This is a genomic window from Labilibaculum manganireducens (genome assembly GCF_963665805.2).
Classification (GTDB): domain Bacteria; phylum Bacteroidota; class Bacteroidia; order Bacteroidales; family Marinifilaceae; genus Labilibaculum; species Labilibaculum manganireducens.
In genome coordinates this window covers 823,558-849,588 of the sequence record NZ_CAXXEE010000003.1, presented here as the reverse complement: position 1 = coordinate 849,588, position 26,031 = coordinate 823,558, and the positions used below count along the sequence as shown (strand labels likewise).

Here is a 26,031-nt window from a genome sequence, read left to right as displayed (position 1 = left end):
TTTGTTTTGATTCACACAAACTTATGATTACCAAGGAATAAATCCTAATAAAATAACAATTCATTAACAATATTTCTTTCCATAATACATGAAAAAAATGAAATTAAATATCCATTGGTTTTGATGCCGGTAATTGAAAAAATCACTACTTTAGAAATTAAAGTAATAAAAAGTAACATTCGCACTACTTTAGTAACCATTCGCACGCAATACCGTACTACTACGGATAACAAGAACACACAAACAAAATTGTTCATAAAGTATTTAATACGGTTCAAACACTATGCTCACAAGATTTACACGATTTAAAGACTGGAAGATTAAATCCAAGTTGCTTTTGCTGACTCTTCTAGCACTTTTAAGTATCCTTTTCTTAAGTTTGACTTCAAACTATTTTTTCAACACAAACAAAACTCTTGATTTAATAATTAATGGTGTACGTGTTCATCAAACTCTACTTCAAAACGCCACTGAGGAACTTTATAATTTCAAAATATCGAAAGACGTTGAACATCTTGAAAAATCTGCCGAATATTTAACCCAGGCAAACCATTTAGCTGAAGACTTTATACAAATCAACAATGACTTCACATTCAAAAGCGATGATGAAATAGCAAACTATCTGTTCAAGAATTTTCCTGAAATCTATAATAATGAGATTAATAATGCCAAACTTTTAGTGAATCGCTTAAAAATACTTAAAGCACTAAACAACAGCAATATTAAAGACACGAGAATTCATGCAAAAAAAACTCTTGATCTTATTGAAAAAATAAAAAAAGAATTACTTACAAAAAGAGAAAATATAAGCCTTGATACAACAAAAATACAGCTAAGCGAGATTAAACAACACTATGCAGAAATTAGTTCTGTCCTTAGTAATTTAGCGGAAAAAACCAATTCTGCATTAATTTGGGTGATGCTCGGAATTGCTTTACTCCTGGCAATTACAATTCTGCTGTTGTCAAGATATATTTCCAAATCAATTTCTGTTCCTGTTCAACAAATGGTGAACAATTTTAAGCTTATTGCCAAAGGTAACTTTCGCACTCCTTTAAATATTAATTCAAAAGATGAAATTGGTGCTTTAGCTAATTCTTTCGAAATTATTCAACAAGATTTTCAGAATGTTGTTAACTACACACAAAAAGTTGCGCAGGGAGATTTAAGCATAAGTCTTACGCCTAAATCCAAAGAAGATGAATTATCAACCTCTTTAAATCAGATGGTGAAAACCCTTAAGGATGCAAAAAGCATAAATGATGAAACATCTTGGTTTAAATCTGGTGTGAATCAATTGAATGGAATTCTTCAAGGGGATCAAAATTTAAATGAAGTTTCGGACAACTCTCTTATATTTATGACTGAATTTTTAAGTGCTGAGCTTGGTGCAATTTACGTTTATCAGGAAGAAAATAAGAATTTATCACTTACAGCCTCCATTGGCATACCAAATAAAAACCAATACAGAAACATTCAAATAGGACATGGATTAATTGGTCAGGTGGCTCGGACAAAAAAACTAAAACACATTAAAGATGTTCCTGAAGATTATTTTACAATTTTCTCTGGAACGGGGGAAATAAAACCTACCAATATTGTTATTGTTCCATTAATTTTCAACAACACTCTTTGGGGGGTAATGGAATTAGCATCAATTAAAAAAATTAGCGAATCGGAAATTGAATTCATTAAAGCTGTTCGTGAAAGTATTACCGTGAAAATTGCCTCAACATTAGCTCGCGCACGATTGGAAAATTTATTGGATACCACTCAGAAACAAGCCAGCGAATTACAGGTTCAGCAAGAAGAACTTCGGGTGGCCAACGAAGAATTAGCTGAACAAACTAAAATACTTATTGATAACGAAAAAAAGCTTCAGGTTCAGCAGGAAGAGTTGAGAGTTGCCAACGAGGAATTGGAGGAACGAACCAACCAATTGGAGATTCAAAAAGATGAAATTCAAAGCAAGAACATTAGCTTATCCCAAACACATGAAAAATTAGAAACAAAAGCACGCGAATTAGAGCAAACAAGTCAGTACAAGACTGATTTCCTTGCAAATATGTCTCACGAATTGCGAACCCCATTAAATAGTTTACTTATTTTATCAAATCTTCTCGCGAAAAACAAAAAGGGTAATTTAGATGATGAAGATATTGAATCAATCGAAATTATTAACAAAAGCGGCAAGGATCTGCTTCAGCTTATTAATGAAATTCTGGATCTTTCGAAAATTGAAGCAGGGAAAATGACTGTTCATTTCGAAAATCTGGGTTCCGACAGTATTGCGCAGGAAATATTAATGAATTTTAAACATCAGGCTGAAAAGAAAAAAATAAATTTATCAATCGATATTGAAGAGGATTTCCCAAAAACAATAGAAACAGACCAATTGCGTTTGGCTCAAATCTTAAAAAATCTTTTATCGAATGCATTCAAGTTTACTTCGAAAGGTACTATTTCTGTAACTATGAGAAAGCTTACTGATCAGGAAATCGTGCGACGGGATGATTTAAAAGAAATTGAAACATGTGCTTTTGTTGTTACTGATACCGGAGTAGGAATACCAGACCAAAAGAAAGAAGCTATATTTGAAGCATTTCAACAAGCCGACGGGAGTACTTCCAGAAGATATGGCGGCACAGGATTAGGCTTGTCTATTTCAAAAGAATTGGCCAGAATGCTGGGTGGCGAAATCCATGTGGAAAGTGAATCTGGAAAAGGATCTTCTTTCACCTTACTATTACCGGTGAAACAACCTGTTAAAACCGTTCAAAACTCTGATTTAGAGTTGCAGGAAAAAGACTTGCAGCCTGATGAAGAAAAACATATTGTTCTTCCTCTTTTCATTGATGATGATAGAGATATACCCCACACGGGTTCTACTGTAGTAATTATTCATCCCAACAAAAAAGAAGCAAGCTTATTGTACTACCAAATTCACGAAAACAGTTTTCACGCTTTAGCTGCCTCAAATGTTGAAGATGCAATTTTACTCATTGAAGCTCACCAGCCTTCGGCAATAATCATAGGAGTAGAATTACTGATGAAAAATGGCGAAACAGAATTGGATCGGTTAAGATCACATCCGTTCGCATCTAATTTGCCAATTCATATCGTAAATCCTGTAGAGGGAATCAGAGAAAGGGAAAAAAATGTACTGCCAACTGTTAAAGCTACAGATTTCTCGAGTGCCATTAAAAAAATTCAAAAAGAACTATTTTCAGAATCTAAAAAAATCTTAATCGTTGAAGATCATTCGTTTACCCGAAAAATTATTAGGACACTTTTAAAATCAACAAATGCTGAAATAGAAGAAGTTTCTACTGGAATTGAAGCCTTTAAGCTAATTAAAGAAAATAGTTACGATTGCGTAATATTAGATTTAGGTCTGCCTGATTTCACAGGGAATGAACTGCTGGCCAAGCTGTCCGAAGCCAATATAATAATACCAAACACAATTATTTATACAGGTAAAGAATTATCACGGGAAGAACACCGACAACTAAGCAAATACACCAATTCAATTATTTTAAAAGGATTAAAATCCGATGAACGATTAATGGACGAAGTCACGCTCTTTCTTCATCATGTTGCAACAACAATTCCCGACAATCCTAAAATTAAGGTTACCGAAATAGATGATTCTATTTTTAAAGGAAAAAAAGTACTGGTTGTTGATGATGAAATCAGAAATATTTTTGCGCTGGGCAAAATACTTGAAGACAAGGAAATTGAGGTTTTTGAAGCCGAGAATGGTAAAATTGCAGTTGATGTTTTAAAAGAAAACAAAAACGTAGATTTAGTACTTATGGATATTATGATGCCGGAAATGGATGGTTATGAAGCCATGACTATCATTCGCAAAACTCCGGGAATTAAAAACATTCCGATTATTTGCCTGACTGCCAAGGCAATGAAAGAAGATTATGAAAAAGCCATTTCATCGGGAGCAAATGATTATTTATCAAAACCAATTGATGAAAATAAATTGTTTTCAATGTTAAAGATTTGGCTTTACAACTAACTCTACGCTTAAAATAGATTCAATTAAAGCAGAAAATCAGTACCAAACAAAATACAATTGGACAACAAACAATAACAGGAAAATGAAAAAAGACAAAATATTAATCGTTGATGACAAGGAAGAAAATTTGATAAGCCTTGAAAGAATTCTTAGCGATTTTGATGTTGAATTTGTTCGTGCATCATCTGGTGAAGATGCCCTAAAATATACTCTGAAAGATGAATTTGCAATGGCTGTTCTTGATGTGCAAATGCCAGAAATGGATGGCTATGAAACCCTTGAATTAATGAGGCAACGAAAGAAAACCAAGTATTTACCGGTGATCTTTGTTTCTGCAATTCATCAAAGCGATTTGCACATCATTAAAGGAATAGAAACCGGAGCTGTCGATTTTATTCCGAAACCTATTATTCCTGAAGTTTTGAAAGGAAAAGTAAGTGTATTTCTGGATTTATACCGTCAGCGTAAAGAATTGGATTTGTTGCTGGTGTATTTAGAAAAAAAGAATGAGGAACTTATCATTGAAAAGAATAAAGCTGAGGAAGCAACCCGATCAAAATCATTATTTTTGGCAAACATGTCACATGAAATTCGTTCTCCGATGAATGGAATCTTAGGTCTTTCAAAACTTTTACAGCAATCCGAACTCAATTCTGAGCAAAAAGACATGCTTGATGTGATGGCTAGATCAGGTGAAAATTTAATTCAAATTATTAATGATATATTAGATTACTCGAAAATTGAAGCAGGACAAATTGAAATTGAGGAGATTGATTTTGATATCCGAAAAGTAACCGACACAATTTTTCATCTTTTAAATTATAAAGCCATTGAAAGAGAAATTGAATTTAAAATTGAGGTAGATGAAATCATTCCTGAAAATTTAATAGGAGACTCTTTTCGTTTAAATCAAGTACTCATGAATTTGACAAATAATGCAATCAAATTCACACAAAACGGTTCTGTTACCCTATCCATAAAATGCATTGAAAAATCGAAAGAGCATGTATCTTTATTCTTCACCATTAAAGATACCGGTATTGGAATATCAAAGGATGCACAAAAAAAACTGTTTAGAGAATTCATCCAATCAGACAGTTCTATCTCCCGGGAATATGGTGGAACAGGTCTTGGCCTTGCCATTTCAAAAAATATTACTCAATTAATGGGCGGAAAAATTATTGTTGAAAGCGAACTGGGAATTGGTTCAGAATTCATGTTTGAATTGAAATTTGGATGCAAAGAAAGAAAAGAAAACATGTCCATTCATCAAAACATAACACTCCCTTCTAACTTATCGATACTCGTAGCTGAGGACAATCCAATAAACCAAAAAGTGGTTACACTCACCCTTCGAATGATGGGGCTAACTTGTGATATTGCAAAAAATGGCGTTGAAGCTCTTGAATTGTATAAAAAAAATCGTCATCAAATTATTCTTATGGACATGCAGATGCCTGTTCTTGATGGAATTAGCGCCACCGAAAAAATTAGAAACTTCGAAATTTCTGAAACTATTGATGAACCGACATATATTGTTGCTCTTACAGCCAATAGTTTTATCGAAGACAAACAAAAATGTATTGAAGCAGGCATGAACGATTTCCTGACTAAACCATTTAAAGAAGATGATCTTAGAAAAATTTTGAGTCAGGCTTCAAAAAGCATCGCACAATAAGATATGAATCCAAACCTAATTGAAAATATCGATATAGAAATTCCTTTGTTTCTTGAGGCAATATTTCAGAAGTATGGTTACGACTTTAGAGATTATTCAACCGCACATATTAAAAGGCGTTTAATGCATCGTATGGCAATTGGAAGATTTGAAACAATTTCTCAGATGCAGGATAAAGTTCTTCGGAATAAAAGCTTTTTTATCAGCTTGCTGGAAGATCTATCCATAAACGTTACCGAAATGTTTCGCGATCCGGAATTCTATTCCTCCTTTCGTGAGCATGTTGTGCCAAATTTAAGAACCTACCCGTTTATTAAAATCTGGCATGCCGGATGTGCAACCGGCGAAGAAGTTTACTCGCTTGCAATTCTTTTAAAAGAAGAAAATCTGCTTGACAGATGTCAGATTTATGCTACAGATTTTAATCGAAGAGTTTTGGATATTGCTAAATTAGGAATATACTCAACTCAAGATCTTGGAAAATTCAGTCGAAATTACCTCGAATCCGGCGGTAAGGGGAAACTTTCGGACTATTATACTCTTAAATACGGTTCTCTTAAACTGGATCAATCTCTTTCAAAAAAAGTCGTTTTTGCTGATCACAATTTAGTAACCGACAATGTTTTTGCTGAGGTTAATTTAATTCTATGCAGAAATGTCTTAATCTACTTTAATAAAGATTTACAAAATAAAGTGATCGACTTATTCTACAAAAGTTTATCATCAAGCGGATTTTTGTGTCTGGGTACAAAAGAGAGCCTTCGTTTTACGCAATTAGAAAGCAATTTTGCCAATATCGATTCCTCACAAAAAATATATAAAAAGAGAATTAATTAATGTTTAGAGCTGCTGTTATCGGTACGTCTTATGGTGGTTTAGATGCTTTAAAAGCCATTATTCCTCATCTGTCAAAAGATTTCCCTTTGGCTGTTTTTGTTGTACTTCATATTGGTGATAATAAAAACGATTCCTTCATTCGACACCTAAAAAAACAGAGTAAAGTAAAAATAAAAGAGGCCGAAGAAAAGGAAGAAATAAAACCCGGAACGGTTTATTTTGCCCCCCCAAACTATCATATACTAATAGAAAACGATTCTACCATTGCTTTATCTGCTGATCCTAAAATACATCATTCGAGACCATCAATTGATGTTTTGTTTGAATCGGCAGCCTGGCACTTTAAAAATCAATTGATTGGTATTCTCTTAACCGGATTAAATAAGGATGGTGCCCTTGGAATAAAAGAAATTCAAAAATATGCTGGTATTACTATCGTTGAAGATCCAGAAACAGCTATTGCGACAATAATGCCTGCTTCGGCCATTGAAATAATGAAACCAGACTACATCTTACCCTTAGACCAGATTTCAAAAAAAATAATCGAATTAAGTGAACTATATTAAGCTGATAATTGAACCTATAGCCAGATTTATTCATAAATAAGCTCCAAAACATTTCAGATTATATTGGAGGAAAACCAACCTAAGTTTGTAAGATATAAACCATTATTTTTCCCGAACTTTCCGCAATAACTAATTCGAAGAAAATGCCAACTAATATAGAGATTAAAGCTTATTGTGAAAACAAGGAGAAAATTAGAAAAATACTTTTGTCAATTGGCGCCGGATGCAACGGAACTGATCACCAAACAGACACTTACTTCCATTCCAAATCAGGCATACTAAAGTTCAAGGAAGGATCTATCGAAAATATGCTAATCCATTATATTAGGGAAGACAAAAAAGGATCTAATGAAAGTCAGGTTCACCTTTATTCAACAAATCCTGATTCTACTTTAAAAGAAATTCTTACACAGACTTTAGGTACAAGGTCTGTAGTCGAAAAAACAAGAGAAATTTATGCTATAGATAATGTGACGTGCCATATCGACACAGTTAAAGGTTTAGGTGATTTTGTTGAAATCATAGCCAAAAATAATGATGGCAGTATATCAATTGATAAGTTGCGGGAACAATGCAATCAATACATTAAAATCCTCGAAATCAATGCAAAACATTTAATATCAGAATCATACTCCGATCTGTTACAACAGAATAATCTTTTTAGTCAGATTTTTGTTGATGAATAATATTTCTAGCGAATCAGTCGTATTTTTTTTTACTTATATCATCGAACAATTTAGTAACTTTAAAATAGAATCTAAAGCTGCGTATTGATGCTCCAATTTGAATTTGATATACGGAACCATAAAATTAACAATAACGAATCGAGAGGAATACAACTTGCCTTGGGTATTTCCTTTTTGATTTGCGTCGCATTATTTTTTGTATTTATCAACTATCTTGATTTCTTTCCTTTTAGCGAATACCTTGTACTTGTTTTGGTAATTGCTTCGCTTTATTTTATAGGTTTACTTTTAGGTTGTAAATTTCTTTACCCAAAAGAATATTTGACTATTAACGCCAGAAAATTAACTTATAAAACCGGATGGGGAAATAAAGAGCTGAAAATTTACTTAAAGGATATTAAAGATTTTACAATTACAGATCACAAACTAATTATTGTACTAAAAAGCAAAGAAAAAATACCAATCAATCTCTGCTATTTTAGTGATAATGCAATTACGGTACTAAAAAACTATTTGAATGTATAAAAAACGGAAGACTTTAATTTCTTCCGTTTTCCATTTGTTATTTAATAGTCATCCTTGCAAAGGGAGCTGTGTCCTGTTCCACAAATTCCTTTTTAAGAAATTTAAAATATCCGGTAATTGCAATCATAGCAGCATTATCGAGAGAATAACCAAGCTGAGGAATAAAAACTTTCCACCTGAACTTTACAGCTGCCTCTGTCAATGCTTTTTGCAATCCGGAATTGGCTGAAACTCCGCCGGCAATTGCTACTTGCTTAATCCCGGTTTCTTTTGCTGCTTTTTTAACTTTGTTCATTAAAACATCAACAATTGTGTATTGCAGCGATGCACACAAATCATTCATATTTTCCTCTATAAAATTCGGATTTTCCTTTATCCGATCACGAACAAAATACAAAAATGATGTTTTAAGGCCACTGAAACTATAGTTTAAGCCTTGAATTTTTGGCCGGCTAAATTCAAACGCAAGAGGATTGCCTGATTTTGCATTACGATCAATTATTGGACCTCCCGGATAAGGCAATCCCATCACTTTGGCACATTTATCAAAAGCCTCACCTGCTGCATCATCAATGGTCTCCCCAATTACTTCCATTTCTAAATGATCTTTGACCACAATAATTTGAGAATTACCGCCGGACACAAGCAAAGCCAAAAAAGGAAAGTCTGGATGTTCGTATTTGTTCTTTAAATCATCAATAAAATGTGCAAGAATATGTGCCTGAAGATGATTCACCTCGATTAAAGGAATATTTTTAGAAAGAGCAAAACCTTTGGCAAAGGAAGTTCCAACCATTAATGACCCCAGCAAACCCGGTCCTCTTGTAAAAGCAACTGCATCAATCTCATCGGCAGTAACTCCTGCTTTTTGCATGGCTTGATGAACCACCGGAATTATATTCTGCTGATGTGCCCTGGAAGCTAACTCCGGAACCACTCCGCCATAATCCATGTGTACATCCTGATTGGCTGTGACATTTGAATAAATTACTCCATCCTTTAATATTGAAGCAGAAGTATCATCGCATGACGACTCAATTCCTAATATAGTAATACTCATTAAATTTTATTTAAATCAGAATAAAAATGGCTTTACACACTTAAATGGTTAAAAAAATCAAAAATCTCTTGAAACACTATATTAAGGTGTAAAAATCTTCTTCTTTTTAGCTAATTTTGTGCATCTCATAAAAAAGCAAAATTATCAAAAAATTTCTCAAAATATCAATTTGGACGCTTGTGGTTATCATTATGATACCCATTTTAACCTATTTGATATTCTTGAACAGTCGTGTACAAACCTACGCAAGCAAAAAAATTGCCAATTATATTTCCCAACAAACAAATACTCCTGTCAGAATTGAAGGAGTTAACATCTCCCCCTTTAAAAGCATAATACTTAAAGGCCTTTATATTGAAGATTATCAGAAGGACACTTTGGTTTATGTGGGTAGCCTGACAGCTAAAATTGATTCTTTTAACATCAGAAAACAAAAGATTTTCATCAACAAACTGACTTTAGACAAAGCCTATGTAAACCTACGCGAAGATGAGAACAGATTATTTAACTATGATGTTTTTCTGGACTCATTATCGAGTGGTAAAAAAGGAAATACGACAGATACAATTCAAAAATCATGGGAAATTACCGTTACCAACGTTGATCTTATCAATTCTCAGTTTGGATATAGCGCACCTGATACTATACCTCAAGAATTTGGCATGAATTATAACAATATTTATGTCTCAAAATTGAATCTTCAAGCCCGAAAAATTCAAATTATTGGCGATTCGGTAGATTTTCAACTGCAGCATTTAAGCTGTATTGAAAAATCAGGATTCGAATTGAAAGACTTTACAGCCAAAACATGGATAACAAGTCATCAATGGGGATTAAAAGATGTAAAAATCACATCAGCAAACAGTAAACTTCAAGCAGAACATTTATATTTCGACTACGAACCGGGCAAACAATATTGGCAGCATTTTACTAAGAAAATGAAGCTGGATTTCCAATTAATCTCCTCTCGGGTTAGTTTTTTAGACGTAGCTTATTTTAATAGTTTGCTCTTGGGATTTCGGGAGACCGGATTTCTTTCCGGACATATTTACGGCACTGTTTACGATTTAAGAGGTCGTGATATTGATATTGTATATGGTTCAAATACGGTTCTTAAAGGACGATTTTATATGAATGGTCTTCCTTACCTTAAAGATGCTTATTTAGAGGCAGATTTTGAAGAACTCACAACTACAATTTCTGATATTGAAAAAGTTTACATTCCAGGTTATGAAAAAGAATTCTTTAGTTTGCCTGAATACTTCGATAATTTAGGCTTAATCCATTACAATGGTCAATTTAATGGTTTTTTAAATGACTTTGTTTTCTATGGAGATTTTAAAACTGAATTGGGAGAAATAGAAACGGATATATTATTTAAACCTAACCCTGGAAGCAGCAGATTAAATTTTACGGGAGATATTAAAGCATCAAACTTCTACCTCGGAGGTTTAATTGAACAGGAAAAAGTTGGAAATGTTTCCTTAAACGTTTCGGTAAATGGTTTTACTGAAACAAATACAACCCAAGGTAAAATGAAAGGAAATATTAGTAAAGTGGATTTCTACGATTACGAATATAAAAACCTTTCCTTAGATGGATTTTTCACGAATTCAAGCTTTGATGGTCAAATTTCTATTGAAGATCCGAATATAGGGTTTAATTTTACTGGTAACATTGACTTTTCAGAGGAAATTCCAACCATGAAATTTAGTTCCCATCTTCGTAATGCTAAACTTTTTCCCCTTCATTTAAATACAAAAGATCCAAAATCAGAACTTAGCTTATCTCTGGATGCGAATTTTTCAGGAAGCGAATTTGATAACGCCAATGGTATTATTGAACTTACAAATACAGAATACAAAAACAGTTTGGGCGAATTTGTTCTCAACAAATTTACAATTAACTCATTTTCCTCTCCAACGTTTAAAAGAATCATCCTGAACTCTGATATTTCAGATGCCAAAATAGAAGGAAATTATGAAATTGATCAATTAATTTCTTCTGTTGCAAACATGGCCTATGTCTATTTTCCAGCCTATGCTCCTGAAAAAGAATTTGTAAATACTGACAGTACAAATAATTTCAAATTCAAAATAGATTTAAAAGAAACAGAGCCCATTACAAAGCTTTTTTATCCTGATATTAAATTAGCTCCAAATACCAGCTTAGCAGGAAGTTTAAATGCAAAAGAACAGTCAATCGAAATGCATTTTACTTCGCCAATTCTTACAATACAAGATAAATCGTTTGAAGAACTCAAATTAGATCTCTCTACCGATAATAAAGAGCTTGTTATAAAGGGACGTACAAATAAATTTAACTTTTCGGATCAATTTAAATTGTACAATCTGTCAGAAAAAATTACAGCCAGTAATAATAATGTTAACTTGGATCTGCTTTGGAATAACTGGGATGCTGTTACCTACAGTGGTTTTGTTAGCGCCAAAGGGAATGTCAAAAAATCAAAAGAATCAGATCGTCCTGTCTGGAATATTAATTTACTTCCCAGCAGCATAATTATGGCCGATAGTATTTGGTCTGTTCAACAATCCAACCTGATTATTGACAGCACAAGTTTTGCCATTGATAATTTCAGAATCAGCAGAGAGAATCAATACTTTGGATTAGATGGAAAAATCTCCTCCAATCCTGCTGACAGTATCAACTTTCAAATTCAGAACATTAGTTTAAAGAATTTAAATGATTTAACCCGAGAACAAAACATTGGAATTGATGGGACTGTTCGTGGCTACGTGCAAGTTTCCGACTTTTATGGCGACAGATTATCCAACTCCAATCTCATGCTCGAGAACCTTGTTCTTAATAATGATACCTTAGGGAATTTCTACTTGATCAGCGATTGGGATAAATTTGACAAAAAGCTCTCATTTTCCTCATTTACGGACTACAACACTCATAAAGAGATTGATTTACACGGCAGTTACTTCCCCGGGTCAGACTCCCTGAATATGGATATTAATATTGATAAAATACGTCTGGGGTTATTAAATCCTTACCTGCAGGAAAATATTTCCAACATAAAGGGTAATGCCTCTGGCCGGGTACATATAGAAGGTTCATCCAGTAAACCAAAATCGACAGGCTTTCTTAAATTGGAAAATGCAAGTTTCACAATAAACGAGCTGCAAACAACTTATTCCTGCAATGACAGCATTAAAATAACACCGTCAGAGTTACAGTTTAATCAATTTAAACTTATCGATTCAGATAAAAACTCAGCTGTTATTTACGGAGTGATTTCTCACGAGCAATTCAACAACTTCAATTTAGACTTAGCTGTAAATGCACTTAATTTTAATGTCCTGAATACAAAACCGACTGATAACGAACTATTTTACGGACAAGCCTATGTTACCGGAATTACAACTCTGTTTGGTCCGGTGAATGATTTGGATATTGAGGTGAGAGTGAAAACAAATAAAAACACCAAATTATATGTTCCTCTTAACAACAGCGGAGATATCGAAGAAAGTAATTTTATCACCTTTGTTACTTCAAATCTGAATGCTGATTCAAATTTGGAAGAAGAATACAAAATTGATCTGTCAGGTATCCGATTAAACTGCGATTTGGAAATTACTCCGGAAACTGAAGTTCAAATTATATTTGACTCAAAAATTGGTGATGTTTTAAAAGCCAAAGGAGGAGGAAATTTAAAACTACAAATTGACACCAAGGGCGATTTTAAAATTTTTGGAGATTATACAATTCAAACAGGTAGTTACCTTTTTACCTTACAAAATGTCATCAATAAAAAGTTTGATTTAGCAAGCGGAGGAAACATCAAATGGGACGGTGACCCTTACAACGCAACACTTAATATTGATGCAGTATATAGTGTTAAAACAACATTGTACGATCTGCTTTTGAATACTCCTTACATTGACAATTCCAAGAAGATTCCTGTTGATTGTAATATGAACTTAAGCCAGAATCTTGAAAATCCGCTTATTCGCTTTGATATCAATTTCCCTACTTTGGATCAGCAAACACAAAGTATTCTGGAAGGCCTGTTTTCAACTGAAGATGAAATGAATAAGCAGATTTTATCCTTACTTGTTTTAAACCGGTTTTTTACTCCCGAATACCTGCGATCCACTGATCCTGATTTTGAAAATAAAAATTCCAGCTATGCCGTTGGAGTTACCGCAAGCGAAATGCTTTCCAATCAACTATCAAACTGGCTTAGTAAAATCAGTAACGATTTTGATATTGGTGTAAGTTACCGCCCCGGAGACAATCTGACCAGTGATGAGATTGATCTGGCTCTGTCTACACAGGTTTTTGACGACAGGGTAACTATCAATGGAAATATTGGAACAGGAAATAATCAGACCAGCAATAATGATATTGTTGGTGATGTTGATGTAAACTTCAGATTGGACAAAAAAGGAAAGTTACAACTCAAAGCTTTCACCCGTTCAAATGAATATCTGGTGTACGAGGAAACGAGAAATACTCAAGGAATTGGTATTTTTTACAAAGAAGACTTCAACACGTTTTCCGGATTAGTGAAAAAATACCTCAATTTCCTCAAATCAAATAAAGGCAAAAAAGAAAACTAGCCTTTATCAGCGGAAATGTGTTTTTAAATTGCCAGTTCAATGTTTTTCAGCAGAATTAGTTAGAGGTTTTTTTCTTTAATTACCTCGGATATTAAATAGCAAATATTGCTATATTAGCATCTTATCTAGTAAAAATTAATTCATTCAAAAATAATCTATTACTATGTTTACACTAATGGTTGTGGTTTTTGTTCTCGGATATACAGCTATCGCTCTGGAACATCCCCTAAAAATTGACAAAGCAGCTTCTGCTCTATTAATCGGAGTTATAACCTGGGTTCTTTACGTATTTGGAGGAGTAGATATTCTTTCAACCGGCGTTAGCAGAGCCTGGAATGAATATGTTGCAATAAACCCGAGTGCTGATTCTCATGAAGGAATGCTTGACTTTATTGTGCATCATGAGGTTCTTCATCATTTATCTGAAATATCAGCCATTCTCTTCTTCCTTTTAGGAGCAATGACAATTGTTGAAATCATAGATCAGCATCAAGGATTTAAAATCATTACTGATAAAATAAAAACCACGAATAGAGTTAAACTACTTTGGGTACTAAGTTTTTTAACCTTCTTCATGTCTGCAGCTTTGGATAATTTAACTACAACGATTGTGATGGTTGCCCTTATCCGTAAATTAATTTCGGCCAAAGAAAACCGTTGGTTTTTTGCATCAATGGTTGTACTTGCCGCAAATGCAGGAGGTGCTTGGTCTCCCATCGGTGATGTTACAACAATTATGCTTTGGATTGGAGGACAGGTAACAACTCTTAAAATCGTCACCGGAGTATTTCTTCCCTCTTTGTTCACAATGATTGTACCACTAATCATCGTTTCCTTCTCAATGAAAGGAATCATTAAGCGTCCTACTGATGTAAATGGGGATGAAAAAGAATACACTACACATAAGGAAAGAGTTTTCATTCTCTGTCTGGGTGTGTCAGCCTTACTATTTGTTCCTGTATTTAAAACCATAACCCATTTACCTCCCTACCTTGGAATGTTATTTGGATTAGGTACAATGTGGGTGGTTACTGAAATTATGCATAAAAACAAGACTCATGAAGATAAGAGAAAACTAACTGTTATTGGGGTTCTTAAAAAAGTTGATGTACCTACTGTATTTTTCTTTTTAGGTATATTGTCAGCCGTATCAAGTTTACAATCCGCAGGGCATTTAGATATTCTTGCCAGATATATGGATGAAAACATTCATAACATTTACATCATCAACCTAATTATTGGAATACTCTCATCTGTTGTGGATAATGTGCCATTGGTAGCAGGAGCAATGGGAATGTATTCTATTGAAGGTGCAGGAGCCGTAGGATATCTATCCAACTTTGTTCAGGATGGTTTATTCTGGGAATTTTTAGCTTATTGTGCTGGTACAGGAGGAAGCATCTTGATTATTGGATCTGCTGCCGGTGTTGCAGCTATGGGAATGGAAAAAATCGATTTTATCTGGTATTTGAAAAAGATTTCACTTCTGGCTTTAGCCGGATACCTTGCTGGTGCCGGGGTTTACTACCTCGAAGCAGTCTTATTGCATTAAAATTAGAATTTCCTGTTTTTGTATCGAGAATCAAAAACAATAATATTAATTTAGCGAGATATAATATTCTGTATTATATCTCGTTTTTTTATGTGTTAGATTTAACTTGAAAATAGTAAATATGAATTATCTTTTGATTTTAGCTGGGATTCAAACTGCGGCACAAAATGAAGCCATACTTGAAGGACAAGGAACAGAAGCCACCGAAATTTCTCTTAATTTTATCGATCTGGCCTTTAAAGGAGGATGGATTATGGTTCCAATCATAGTACTTTCGGGTATTGCGATGTACATTTTTTTTGAGAGATTTTATGCCATACGAAAAGCAACAAAAGTAGATTCAAATTTCATGAACAGAATCAGAGATTACATTCATGAAGGAAAAATGGATTCGGCATTAGCTCTTTGTGAGTCGAATGACACTCCTGTGTCAAAAATGATTTCGAAAGGAATTAAGCGAATTGGACGACCACTAAATGATGTTAATGCTGCCATTGAAAACATCGGCAATCTTGAGGTTTCTAAACTTGAAAAAAACCTACCTACTCTTGCTACTGTTGCCGGCGCAGCTCCTATGATTGGATTCCTTGGAACAGTAATGGGTATGATTCAGGCTTTTTACGATATGTCCACTGCTGGCAATAATATTGATGTATCCCTTCTGTCACACGGTATTTATACTGCAATGGTAACAACGGTTGCTGGTCTTATTGTAGGGATAATTGCTTATTTTGCTTATAATATTTTGGTGGCAAAGGTTGAAAAAGTCATTTTCACTATGGAGGCAACCACTACCGAATTTATGGATTTATTGAACGAACCAATTAAGTAATTAGCTCATGGCATTAAAAACCAGAAACAAGGTAAATCCTAATTTTAGTATGTCATCAATGACAGATATTGTGTTCTTGTTGCTTATATTCTTTATGGTAACATCAACCCTTATCGCACCAAACGCACTAAAATTACTCTTGCCGCAAAGTAAGAATCAAACTTCGGCAAAACCAATAACTACAGTTTCTATCGATAAGGAGTTTAACTTTTTTATTGAAACCACTCCTATTCCATTTTCACAGCTTGAAAATCGTCTGCAAAAACGTTTGGGCAGAGAAGAAGATCCAACCATATCTCTGCACGTTGACAAATCTGTACCTATGGAACAAGTTGTTCGGGTAATGAATATCGCGAAAAACAACAAGTACAAGTTAATATTGGCAACAAGAGCTAAATAATTTTATCAGATGAGTAATTCTAAGGGGAAACGAATTGGATTAGTTGGAACTATAATTTTCCACATTGGATTGCTTGCTATACTATTTTATCTAGGCTTTCATACGCCACTTCCTCTGCCAGAAGAAGAAGGTATTTTGGTGAATTTTGGGAATACGAATCAGGGACTGGGAAAAAAAGATCCGGCTCCTTCTCAGTCAACTCAAGCTATTACTGCTGTTTCGAAACCTGCAACAAAACCACAAGTTTCTCAATCGAAACCGGAAAAATCAGCAAGTTCAGCCAACGAAAAAATTCTTACTCAAGACAGCGAAGAAGCTCCTTCTGTTCCTTCGGCAAAGGAAATTGCGAAAAAAAAGGCTGAAGTTGAAAAAAATAAAAAAATAAAAGCAGAACAAGATCGACTGAAAAAAATCGAAACCGAAAAGAAACGGCTGGAAGAGATTAAACAACAACAGGAAGCCGAGGCTGAAAAACAACGTTTGGCTGAAATAGAGAAACTTAAAAAAGAAGAAGCGGAAAGACAGGAAAAAATTGCCAACATCAACAACAAGGCAAAAAACGTTTTTGGTCAGGGAACTTCCTCAAATTCATCGCAGGGCAAAACATTTCCATCGGGTAATCAAGGTGATCCTAACGGATCTCCAGACTCCGATAATTACAGTGGTTCCGGATTAGGAAATAAAGGAGTTTCGTACGATTTAAAAGGCCGAAACTCTATGTCCATCCCTAAACCACAATACAACCTGCAAGAAAGCGGAAAAGTGGTAGTTGAAATAACTGTTGACAGAAATGGTAAAGTAGTTAATGCAAGACCTGGAATGCCAGGTTCTACAACCAGTAACTCTACCCTGTTCGAAGCGGCCAGAAAGGCCGCAATGAAAGCCGTTTTCAATTCTGACCCAAAAGCTTCTGCATTTCAACAGGGATCAATCACTTATCATTTTCAATTGGATTGATTTATATCAATCCAAGCATTTCATAAACTCCAAGAAACTTGAGAGAGGCGAAAATAATTACCGCTAAAAGAATGTAACGGACAAATTTAGCTCCTAAACTAACAGCAAAATTAGCCGCAATATAAGCGCCGATCATATTTCCTGCAGCAAGAATAAAACCAATTTTGTAGTCAACTTGTCCGTTCATAACAAAAACGCCCAAAGCAAATGGAGTATAAAGTAAAACAATAAATACCTTAATTGCATTTGCCTTAACAAGATCAAAACCTGCTCCCAACACCAATCCTGAAAGAAGAAAAAATCCAACCCCGGCTTGTATAAATCCACCATACAATCCTATAAAAAAGAAAATTACAATTTGTATGATACTCGGCTTAGATCGAATTAAACCAGCTTGTCCTTTCACCCACGCATCCGGTTTGTAAAGCACAATAAAAAAGAGGAAAATAAGTAAACCTCCAATGGTTTTCTGCATCATATCCTCATTGATTTCAACAGCCAGGCCTGCTCCAATTACCGATCCGACAATGGCTGGAAGTGCCAGCCAAATCCCTTCTTTAAAAGAAAATACTTTTTGCTTTTTAAAACTGCTGACCCCAACAATATTCTGCATTAAAATGGCAATTCTATTAGTGCCGTTGGCGACATTTGCGGGAAGTCCCATAAACATCAACATAGCCAGGCTAATAATTGATCCACTACCCGCAAGCGTATTTAGAAACCCACAAAAAACGCCGACAATTACAATTAAAATATAATAATACCACTCCATAATTTCATCTTTTTTAGGCGTTTAAACTAAAAATAAAAATTGAAACAAAACATGTTAAAAAACAAAATACCTTTTAGAAATTAATTGGATTATACATATTATTCATAAATATAAAACCAATAATTGCGAAGCATTTCTCAGAATATTGAACAAAAAAAAGAGGAGAATCAAATTCTCCTCTTCTACTATATTTGTGAAATAAGCCTACCAAGCAAACATTGGTCGCTCACACATCATTTCGTTTACGCGCTCGCGAACAGAAGCAATAACCTCTTCACTTTCGATGTTACTAATTACCTCATCAATCATTTGAACGATAATTGGCATGTGCTCCTCTTTTAAACCACGGGTTGTAATTGCAGGAGTTCCAACACGCAAACCAGATGTTGCAAATGGAGAACGAGTATCAAATGGAACCATATTTTTATTAATTGTAATATCAGCCTGCACCAATACATTTTCCACTTTTTTACCCGAAATTTCAGGGAATTTAGAACGAAGATCAACCAACATTGAGTGGTTATCTGTTCCACCGGAAATAACTTTATACCCTAATTTCATAAATTCTGCTGCCATTACCTTTGCATTTTTCTGCATTTGAACAGCGTACTCTTTATATGAATCGGTTAAAGCCTCACCAAAAGCAACCGCTTTAGCAGCAATAACATGCTCAAGAGGTCCGCCTTGTTGTCCTGGGAATACAGCAAAATTTAATACCTGAGACATCATTTTCACTTCCCCTTTTGGAGTTGTTTGTCCCCAAGGATTCTCAAAATCTTTTCCCATCAAAATCAATCCTCCACGTGGTCCGCGAAGAGTTTTATGAGTTGTTGTAGTCACAATATGACAGTAAGGAACTGGATTGCTTAGTAATCCTTTTGCAATTAATCCTGCAGGGTGAGCGATATCCGCCATAAGCAAACAACCTACTTTATCTGCAATTTCACGCAAACGAACAAAATCCCAATCGCGGGAGTAAGCTGATGCTCCGGCAACAATCATTTTTGGTTTGTGCTCCAAAGCCAACTGCTCTAACTCATCGTAATCTACTGTACCTGTTTCTTCTTTTACATGATAAGCAACGGGATTATACAAAGTACCGGAAAGATTTACCGGAGAACCGTGTGATAAGTGACCTCCATGTGACAAATCCAATCCCAGGAATGTATCTCCTGGTTGCATACATGCATAAAATACTGCTGCATTTGCCTGTGCTCCAGAGTGTGGCTGCACATTAGCATATTCTGCTCCGAACAATTCACATGCTCTGTCAATAGCCAATTGTTCAGTTTGATCTACTATCTGACAACCACCATAATATCTCTTTCCTGGATATCCTTCAGCATATTTATTTGTCAGGCATGAGCCCATTGCGTCCATTACTTGCTGACTCACGAAGTTCTCAGAAGCAATTAGTTCAATACCATTCTTTTGACGTAGGTATTCCTGATCAATTAGGTCGAAAATTTGAATATCTCTTTCCATTGTTGTTTGTCTTTTTTCCGAAATAAATCGAAATGAATTAATGATTTGTTAGTGTTTAGAAGGAATATAATTCCTTATCGATAAAGTATTTACTCCCCCTTGAAAAGATGATGCACCACAAAAAAAATAAAATTACAGATTCCTGAAAGTGCAGGTTCAAAATTAGACAAATCAGCATATTAAAAAAATTATTTCCTGCATAATTCATCCTTAAATGAATATTTATAAAGCATATAGAAAATTGATCAATTAAAATCCCAGATCTCACTACATTCTTACAAAACTTCATGAAGCTGTAAAAACCAATAATCATCTTGTAAAAATCGCAACTCACCTTTCAATAAGCGCATAAAATCTAAATTCTAAATTTTCATTTCGCAACTTAAGGCATTTATTGTAAATTTAACATTGCAATTAACCCAAATCCAAACCATCATGGAAATCGTAGACATTAACCCTAAACAAAGACCGGGACTATTAACTGCCTTATGCATTCTTACCTTTATTGGAAGTGGATTCGGTGTTTTAAAAAATATCCTTGGGATGATTATGTCTCCTCTCCAAAATCTGCTGGATCCTGAGTTCTTTGAAAACGCACTGGACAATGTTCATGATGAGTATGCCCGAAAATTTGTAGAACAAGCGCTTGAAATGGGACAAAAAGCGCTTCAACATATTTTTGAAATTTCGCTGACTCAATTCATATTGTATGCAGCAAGCTTAACAGGTGCCATTCTAATGTTTCAATTAAAAAAGACAGGGTTTTATATTTATTCTGCAGCTCAGGTGTTGCTTCTCTTTGTAGCTCCTGTGTTTATTGGATTTAACTTATTTGTTAATATTGGAATCTTATTTGGAAGTATATTCACCATCCTATTTATTGCCCTTTATGCTATCAACCTTAATAAAATGAATTAATTAATATTTATTATCCCTAAAAAACCAAACTATTATGGAAGAAAATGTAACAACTATTGAAGCCCCTAAAAAAAGACCAACTTTCTTAACCGTTCTTTGTATCCTATCACTTATTGGTAGTGGTGGATTTGGATTATTGTATTCTGTATATCAGTATGCAACATTTGAAAGCACTTATCCTGCTCAAATGGAAAAATTAACGACCGCAATGGATCAATTAGAACAGGCAGGAATGGATTCTGGTTTTTTCTACAAAAGCACTGAAAATGGAATCATAGTACTAGAGAAAATGTCTCAGAATCTGGGTCTGATAACTGGTGTAAATTGTCTTTTTGCATTATTAAGTTTACTTGGCGTTTTCATGATGTTTAAATTGAAAAAGAATGGTTTCTTCTTATACACCATTGTAAATTACTTTTGGGTGTTAGTCCCTTTGGTTTTAATCGATTTTGATGCATCAATGACAAATTCCTTAATCGGAGGAGCGATAGTTACTTTATTTGTCATCCTTTATGCATTGCAATTAAAACACATGGACTAGCAAAACCAACAAGATATTAGATGCAAGCCACTCGTTCCGAGTGGCTTTTTTAATACTTTTTAAAATTATTTAACTCGGAATAAAATCACTCTTTTTGTAAATTTACAGTGATATTGGAAACTAAACTTTACTTAAAATGAGAACTAAATATGTATTTTTTGTTTTGATCTTACTGTTTTCCCTTTCCGGATTTTCTCAAAACAATAATAAAAAAACAAAACCCAACGAGGACATTAAAGTAAATAAGGAATTTGATAAAGATGGAAACCTGATTCGATATGATTCCACCTATGTTTACACTTGGTCATCGGATAGCTGCCAACAGATTACTCCCGACTCTGCCTTTCATAATTTTTCGGACATCCATGAGATGAGAAAAAAGATGCAGGAACAATTGGAGCATTTTCTTAATCAGGACAGTTCGGGAAACAACCAGTTTCACCATCCATTTTTCAACGAAGATTTCTTTAATGATGATTTTTTCGATCCTCAATCCTTCAATAATGATTTTTTCTCCCGTGATTCCAGTCACAATGATATTCTTCAAAAAATGGAGAAAATAATGGAAGAGCACATGAATTTTTCCAAGGGACACAATGAAAAGATGCATCGAAATCTTGACTCATTGCACAATGATTTTATGAAAAAGCAAAAAAGATATTTTCAACAAAGAGATTCTATATATTGGAAGCATCGGAACGATAAAAGTAAATCTATCGATTTGTAATCCTTGCAGCAAGAATAGTTCCTTTACAAGAAAATGCTTAATCGGCAGTTATATCTAACAAATGTTGCCGATAAGCAGAAAATAATTTGGATTTTGAAACAAATCCTACGTATTTTCCCTGATCCAAAACTGGTAAATTCCAGGCTCCTGTTTCCTTAAATTTGGCCAACACATTTTCCATTGAATCGGTAAGAGATATTGATGCCGGAGGCATAATCATTAAACTACTAATGGGTGTAGAATACAATTCATCATTAAACATGATTTCACGAACTTCATCGAGCAAAATGATCCCGATTAAATAACCTTCTTCGGTAAGCACTGGAAATATATTCCTCTTCGATTTGGATATCACTTTCACCAGATCACCTAAATTCCCATCTTCCGAAATGCTTATTAAATCCGTTTCAATCACTTTTGACAGTTGCATAAAACGTAAAACAGCCAAATCCTTATTGTGAGTAATCAACTCTCCTCTTTTAGCCAACTGTGCAGTAATAATCGACTCTTTTTGCAAACTTTTTACAGTAATAAAAGAAATAGTAGTTGACAACATCAGTGGAACAATGAGCTCATATCCACTCGTTATTTCTGCTATCAAAAAGATTCCCGTTAATGGCGCATGTAAAACGCCGCCAAGAACACTGGCCATACCAACCAATGTGAAATTACTCTCTGAGAGTGGCTCCCCCAACTCGAAATGATTGTATACAAATACAAACAAAAAGCCCAGCATCGCTCCTGTAAAAACCGAAGGAGCAAAAATCCCGCCTATCCCACCTGCACCTAAAGTAATTGAGGCTGCAATCACTTTAAAAAAAACCAAAGCTCCGATAAAAATAACTACCATATACCAAACATCAGTATAATCCTCAAATAAACTTGAACGAAAAACCTCTGCAAGATTCCCACCCACCAATGCTTTTACTGTGTTATAGCCTTCTCCATATAAAGCGGGAAAATAAAATATGAGTATTCCTAAAGAAAGTCCTCCAATCAGCATTCTGTGTCTCAGAAACTTAAATTGTTCAAATCGTTTTTCAATCCAAAGAAATGTTTTGGTGAAGTAAACAGAAATAAGTCCTGAGAGAATGCCCAGTAAAATAAAAAAGGGAATATCCCGTATCACAAAAGGATGAATGATAGCAAACTCAATCAATATATCCTCATCAAAAAAAAGCTTTGTTGTTATTGCCCCGCTAACCGAGGCCATTAGTAAGGGGATTAAGGAAAACCGCGACAAATCGATTAATAATACCTCCAAAGCAAATACAATGGCTGCAATAGGAGTATTAAAAATAGCTGCAATTGCTCCCGATGCACCACAAGCCAACATCAAAGTAATTTCTTTGTAGTTTAAATGAAAATTACGCCCCATATTCGATCCGATAGCCGCTCCCGAAGAAATGATTGGAGACTCAAGACCGATACTACCTCCAAATCCTGCAGTGATAATGGCTCCAATAACGGATGAATAGGTTTTGTGCAATTTAACAATACTATTTCTTTTTGATATTGCATGTAATAGTGATGTGAGATTGTGTTTTGCGAGATCGTGAAGAATGTATTTTCTGAATACCAAAGTAAGGCCAACCCCAATCATCGGGTACAGAAAAAACAAATAATTCTGATAACTCCAATTGATTCCTTCCAGCAAAAACTCACGCCCGCGATAGACTGCTGTTTTCAATACAAGTGCAGTCATTCCGGAAGCAATACCGATAAGTACGCTCAGAATTAAAATAAAACTCCGATTGTTGATGCGACGTAGTCTCCATATTAGAAATCGACGCCATCGCGTGTTTCCGATCATGAAATTCAATTGGTTTAGTCCTAATTTAATAAATTGAATCTTAATATCAGTTATTTACAAAAAAAGAAAAGTCCATTTCGCAATTGCAAAATGGACCTTAACAAATCTAATAACCAATCGTAAATATCTATTCATCCGAGAAATGCACCAAAACTCTTCTATAGACATTGAATATTTTCGCTTTTGAGACAAACCCCAAATATTTTTCATTCTGTACAACCGGAAGGTTCCAGGCTCCTGTTTCTTCAAATTTTCGCATCACCTTATCCATAGGAGCATCAACATCCAAAATTGCAGGCGGCATAATCATTAAACTCCACACGTATGTATCATCGTACATCTCAGGATTAAACATGATGTCTCTGATATCATCCAACAACACTATTCCCAACAATTTCTCATCCTCATCAACTACAGGGAAAATATTCCGTTGTGAATGCGAAATAATCTTCACTAATTCTCCTAAAGTTGCGTTCGGATTCACTCGTTTCAAATCCGTCTCGATCACCTTACCCATTTTCATAAGTGTAAGAACCGCTTTGTCCTTATTATGGGTAATCAGCTCGCCGCGTTTTGCCAATCGTTTGGTGTAAATTGAATGCGGCTCAAAATACATGATTGTAAGATAAGCTATGGTTGCTGTAATCATGATTGGTACAAACAATGCGTAGCCACCGGTGATTTCAACAATAAGAAATATTGCTGTAAGAGGCGCGTGCATAACACCTGCCATCATCCCTGCCATCCCGATAAGGGTAAAATTGCTTTCGGAAAGCTTAATAAAATTAAATCCGTTAATTACCCGGGCCACAAAAAATCCAGCAACAGCTCCCAAAAATAAAGAAGGTGCAAAAATACCTCCAACCCCTCCACTACCTGTAGTAACAGTTGAGGCAATCACCTTAAAACCAATAACCAGCACAACATATCCTAACAACAGCCAATAATTGTCTTTCAGAAAATAGAATATACTATTATTTACTAAATCAGTATGATTGCCATTCAGCAAAGATTGAATGGTATTATAACCTTCTCCATAAAGCGGAGGAAATAAGAAAATCATTATCCCCAGTAAAATACCTCCAACAACCATTTTTCGATAACAGTTGGTAATCTTCCCAAATATAGATTCCAGATACATTGAAAAGCGGGTAAAATAAAGAGAAACCAAACCTGCGAAAACACCTAAAATAATATAGTAAGGAATATTATTAATCACAAAAGGGGTTGTAACATCGTAGCTTAACAAGACAGCTTTTCCCATAAAAAAGTAGGTAACACTGGCTCCGGTAATTGATGAAATTAAAAGAGGAATTAAAGAAGCCATGGTTAAATCAAGCATGAGAACTTCCAATGTGAAAATCATTCCAGCCATAGGGGCTTTAAAAATACCGCCAATTGCACCTGCCGCACCACATCCTATCATTAAAGTTACAATTTTGTAATTCATGTGGAATAAGCGAGCCAGATTCGAACCAATGGATGCTCCTGTAAGTACTACCGGTGCCTCAGCTCCAACCGATCCTCCAAAACCAATTGTTAAAGTACTGGCGATAATTGAAGAGTAGTTGTTATGAGATTTTATCTGAGAATTCTTCTTCGAAATTGCGTACAGGATCCGCGACACACCATGACCAATATTATCCTTAACAAAGAACTTCACGAACAAAACAGTCAATAAAATTCCAATTGCCGGATAAGCCAAATACAGTAGATTGGCTGAATCAACATGCAATCGATGCGTTAAAAAATGGTGTGTAAAATGAATTGCATTCTTTAACAGAAGCGCAGCCAAACCACTTACAAGACCCACTAAAAAACTTAAAAGTAGAACGAACTGTCGTTCCTTGATGTTCTTCACTCTCCAAATTAAAAACCGGGAAAGCAAGCTTTTATTCTTCATTTCTAAAAAATCAACGTTTATGTCTAACGACATTATTAATACGTATTGGTCGGATGGCTGAAGAAGTCAGGCGACCCAATAGAGAATTACATAAAAAAATCCAGCGATTTCATTAATTTTATGTATCCCATTGATTATCTGAACTTATTAGACTATACAT

The 26,031-nt window shown here is 34.7% G+C and carries 19 protein-coding genes; 14 read left to right on the top strand and 5 right to left on the bottom strand.

Annotated features, from left to right (window positions below):
• Nucleotides 1-283 precede the first annotated feature (283 nt).
• The 6 genes from ACHZAX_RS03370 (at nucleotide 284) to ACHZAX_RS03345 (ending at nucleotide 8,322) form a co-directional block, all read left to right on the top strand.
• Nucleotides 284-4,030 (top strand): response regulator, encoded by a 3,747-nt coding sequence (locus ACHZAX_RS03370; protein WP_320018022.1) that lies wholly within the window; start codon nucleotides 284-286, stop codon nucleotides 4,028-4,030.
• 82 nt (nucleotides 4,031-4,112) lie between these two features.
• Complete coding sequence (locus ACHZAX_RS03365; RefSeq protein ID WP_320018021.1) at nucleotides 4,113-5,708, top strand: response regulator; 1,596 nt, start codon at nucleotides 4,113-4,115, stop codon at nucleotides 5,706-5,708.
• A 3-nt stretch (nucleotides 5,709-5,711) separates the two neighbouring features.
• Nucleotides 5,712-6,545 (top strand): CheR family methyltransferase, encoded by an 834-nt coding sequence (locus ACHZAX_RS03360; RefSeq protein WP_320018020.1) that lies wholly within the window; start codon nucleotides 5,712-5,714, stop codon nucleotides 6,543-6,545.
• A complete protein-coding gene (locus tag ACHZAX_RS03355; protein WP_320018019.1) occupies nucleotides 6,545-7,111 on the top strand; it encodes a chemotaxis protein CheB in 567 nt (188 codons plus the stop codon). The genes ACHZAX_RS03360 and ACHZAX_RS03355 overlap by 1 nt, the downstream gene beginning before the upstream one ends.
• Before the next feature lie 143 nt (nucleotides 7,112-7,254).
• Nucleotides 7,255-7,797 (top strand): class IV adenylate cyclase, encoded by a 543-nt coding sequence (locus tag ACHZAX_RS03350; RefSeq protein WP_320018018.1) that lies wholly within the window; start codon nucleotides 7,255-7,257, stop codon nucleotides 7,795-7,797.
• 87 nt (nucleotides 7,798-7,884) lie between these two features.
• Nucleotides 7,885-8,322 (top strand): hypothetical protein, encoded by a 438-nt coding sequence (locus tag ACHZAX_RS03345; RefSeq protein ID WP_101310109.1) that lies wholly within the window; start codon nucleotides 7,885-7,887, stop codon nucleotides 8,320-8,322.
• A gap of 37 nt (nucleotides 8,323-8,359) precedes the next feature.
• Here ACHZAX_RS03345 and tsaD read toward each other — a convergent pair whose 3' ends face one another.
• Nucleotides 8,360-9,382 carry a tRNA (adenosine(37)-N6)-threonylcarbamoyltransferase complex transferase subunit TsaD gene (tsaD, locus tag ACHZAX_RS03340; protein ID WP_320018017.1) on the bottom strand — a complete coding sequence of 341 codons (1,023 nt, stop codon included), beginning with the start codon at nucleotides 9,380-9,382 and terminating at the stop codon, nucleotides 8,360-8,362.
• A 221-nt stretch (nucleotides 9,383-9,603) separates the two neighbouring features.
• Between tsaD and ACHZAX_RS03335 the strand changes: the two genes are divergently transcribed.
• From ACHZAX_RS03335 to ACHZAX_RS03315, 5 genes are all read left to right on the top strand, one after another.
• Entirely contained in the window at nucleotides 9,604-13,971 is a 4,368-nt protein-coding gene (locus ACHZAX_RS03335) for a translocation/assembly module TamB domain-containing protein (RefSeq protein WP_320018016.1), read from the top strand.
• A 163-nt stretch (nucleotides 13,972-14,134) separates the two neighbouring features.
• Nucleotides 14,135-15,523 (top strand): sodium:proton antiporter NhaD, encoded by a 1,389-nt coding sequence (gene nhaD, locus ACHZAX_RS03330; RefSeq protein ID WP_101310106.1) that lies wholly within the window; start codon nucleotides 14,135-14,137, stop codon nucleotides 15,521-15,523.
• A gap of 121 nt (nucleotides 15,524-15,644) precedes the next feature.
• Nucleotides 15,645-16,355 (top strand): MotA/TolQ/ExbB proton channel family protein, encoded by a 711-nt coding sequence (locus ACHZAX_RS03325; RefSeq protein WP_320018015.1) that lies wholly within the window; start codon nucleotides 15,645-15,647, stop codon nucleotides 16,353-16,355.
• 7 nt (nucleotides 16,356-16,362) lie between these two features.
• Entirely contained in the window at nucleotides 16,363-16,755 is a 393-nt protein-coding gene (locus ACHZAX_RS03320; protein ID WP_101310104.1) for an ExbD/TolR family protein, read from the top strand.
• Between the two features lie 9 nt (nucleotides 16,756-16,764).
• A complete protein-coding gene (locus ACHZAX_RS03315) occupies nucleotides 16,765-17,712 on the top strand; it encodes a cell envelope integrity TolA family protein (protein ID WP_320018014.1) in 948 nt (315 codons plus the stop codon).
• Nucleotide 17,713: 1 nt separating this feature from the next.
• On the opposite strand, the gene ACHZAX_RS03310 is transcribed toward ACHZAX_RS03315, so the two are convergent.
• Together ACHZAX_RS03310 and glyA are read right to left on the bottom strand one after the other, a co-directional pair.
• On the bottom strand, nucleotides 17,714-18,484 hold the full coding sequence (locus ACHZAX_RS03310; protein WP_101310102.1) for a sulfite exporter TauE/SafE family protein: 771 nt from the start codon (nucleotides 18,482-18,484) through the stop codon (nucleotides 17,714-17,716).
• Nucleotides 18,485-18,688: 204 nt separating this feature from the next.
• Complete coding sequence (gene glyA, locus ACHZAX_RS03305) at nucleotides 18,689-19,969, bottom strand: serine hydroxymethyltransferase (protein ID WP_101310101.1); 1,281 nt, start codon at nucleotides 19,967-19,969, stop codon at nucleotides 18,689-18,691.
• A 435-nt stretch (nucleotides 19,970-20,404) separates the two neighbouring features.
• Between glyA and ACHZAX_RS03300 the strand changes: the two genes are divergently transcribed.
• The 3 genes from ACHZAX_RS03300 to ACHZAX_RS03290 all read left to right on the top strand — a co-directional run bounded on the left by ACHZAX_RS03300 (nucleotide 20,405) and on the right by ACHZAX_RS03290 (nucleotide 22,155).
• A complete protein-coding gene (locus ACHZAX_RS03300; protein WP_320018013.1) occupies nucleotides 20,405-20,887 on the top strand; it encodes a hypothetical protein in 483 nt (160 codons plus the stop codon).
• A 34-nt stretch (nucleotides 20,888-20,921) separates the two neighbouring features.
• Complete coding sequence (locus tag ACHZAX_RS03295) at nucleotides 20,922-21,428, top strand: hypothetical protein (protein ID WP_320018012.1); 507 nt, start codon at nucleotides 20,922-20,924, stop codon at nucleotides 21,426-21,428.
• Between the two features lie 136 nt (nucleotides 21,429-21,564).
• Entirely contained in the window at nucleotides 21,565-22,155 is a 591-nt protein-coding gene (locus tag ACHZAX_RS03290; protein ID WP_320018011.1) for a hypothetical protein, read from the top strand.
• A 37-nt stretch (nucleotides 22,156-22,192) separates the two neighbouring features.
• Here the strand turns inward: ACHZAX_RS03290 and ACHZAX_RS03285 are convergent, their stop codons facing one another.
• Nucleotides 22,193-23,968, bottom strand: coding sequence for a chloride channel protein (locus ACHZAX_RS03285; RefSeq protein ID WP_320018010.1), 1,776 nt, complete (start codon nucleotides 23,966-23,968; stop codon nucleotides 22,193-22,195).
• A 127-nt stretch (nucleotides 23,969-24,095) separates the two neighbouring features.
• Complete coding sequence (locus ACHZAX_RS03280; protein ID WP_218973095.1) at nucleotides 24,096-25,904, bottom strand: chloride channel protein; 1,809 nt, start codon at nucleotides 25,902-25,904, stop codon at nucleotides 24,096-24,098.
• Nucleotides 25,905-26,031 lie beyond the last annotated feature (127 nt).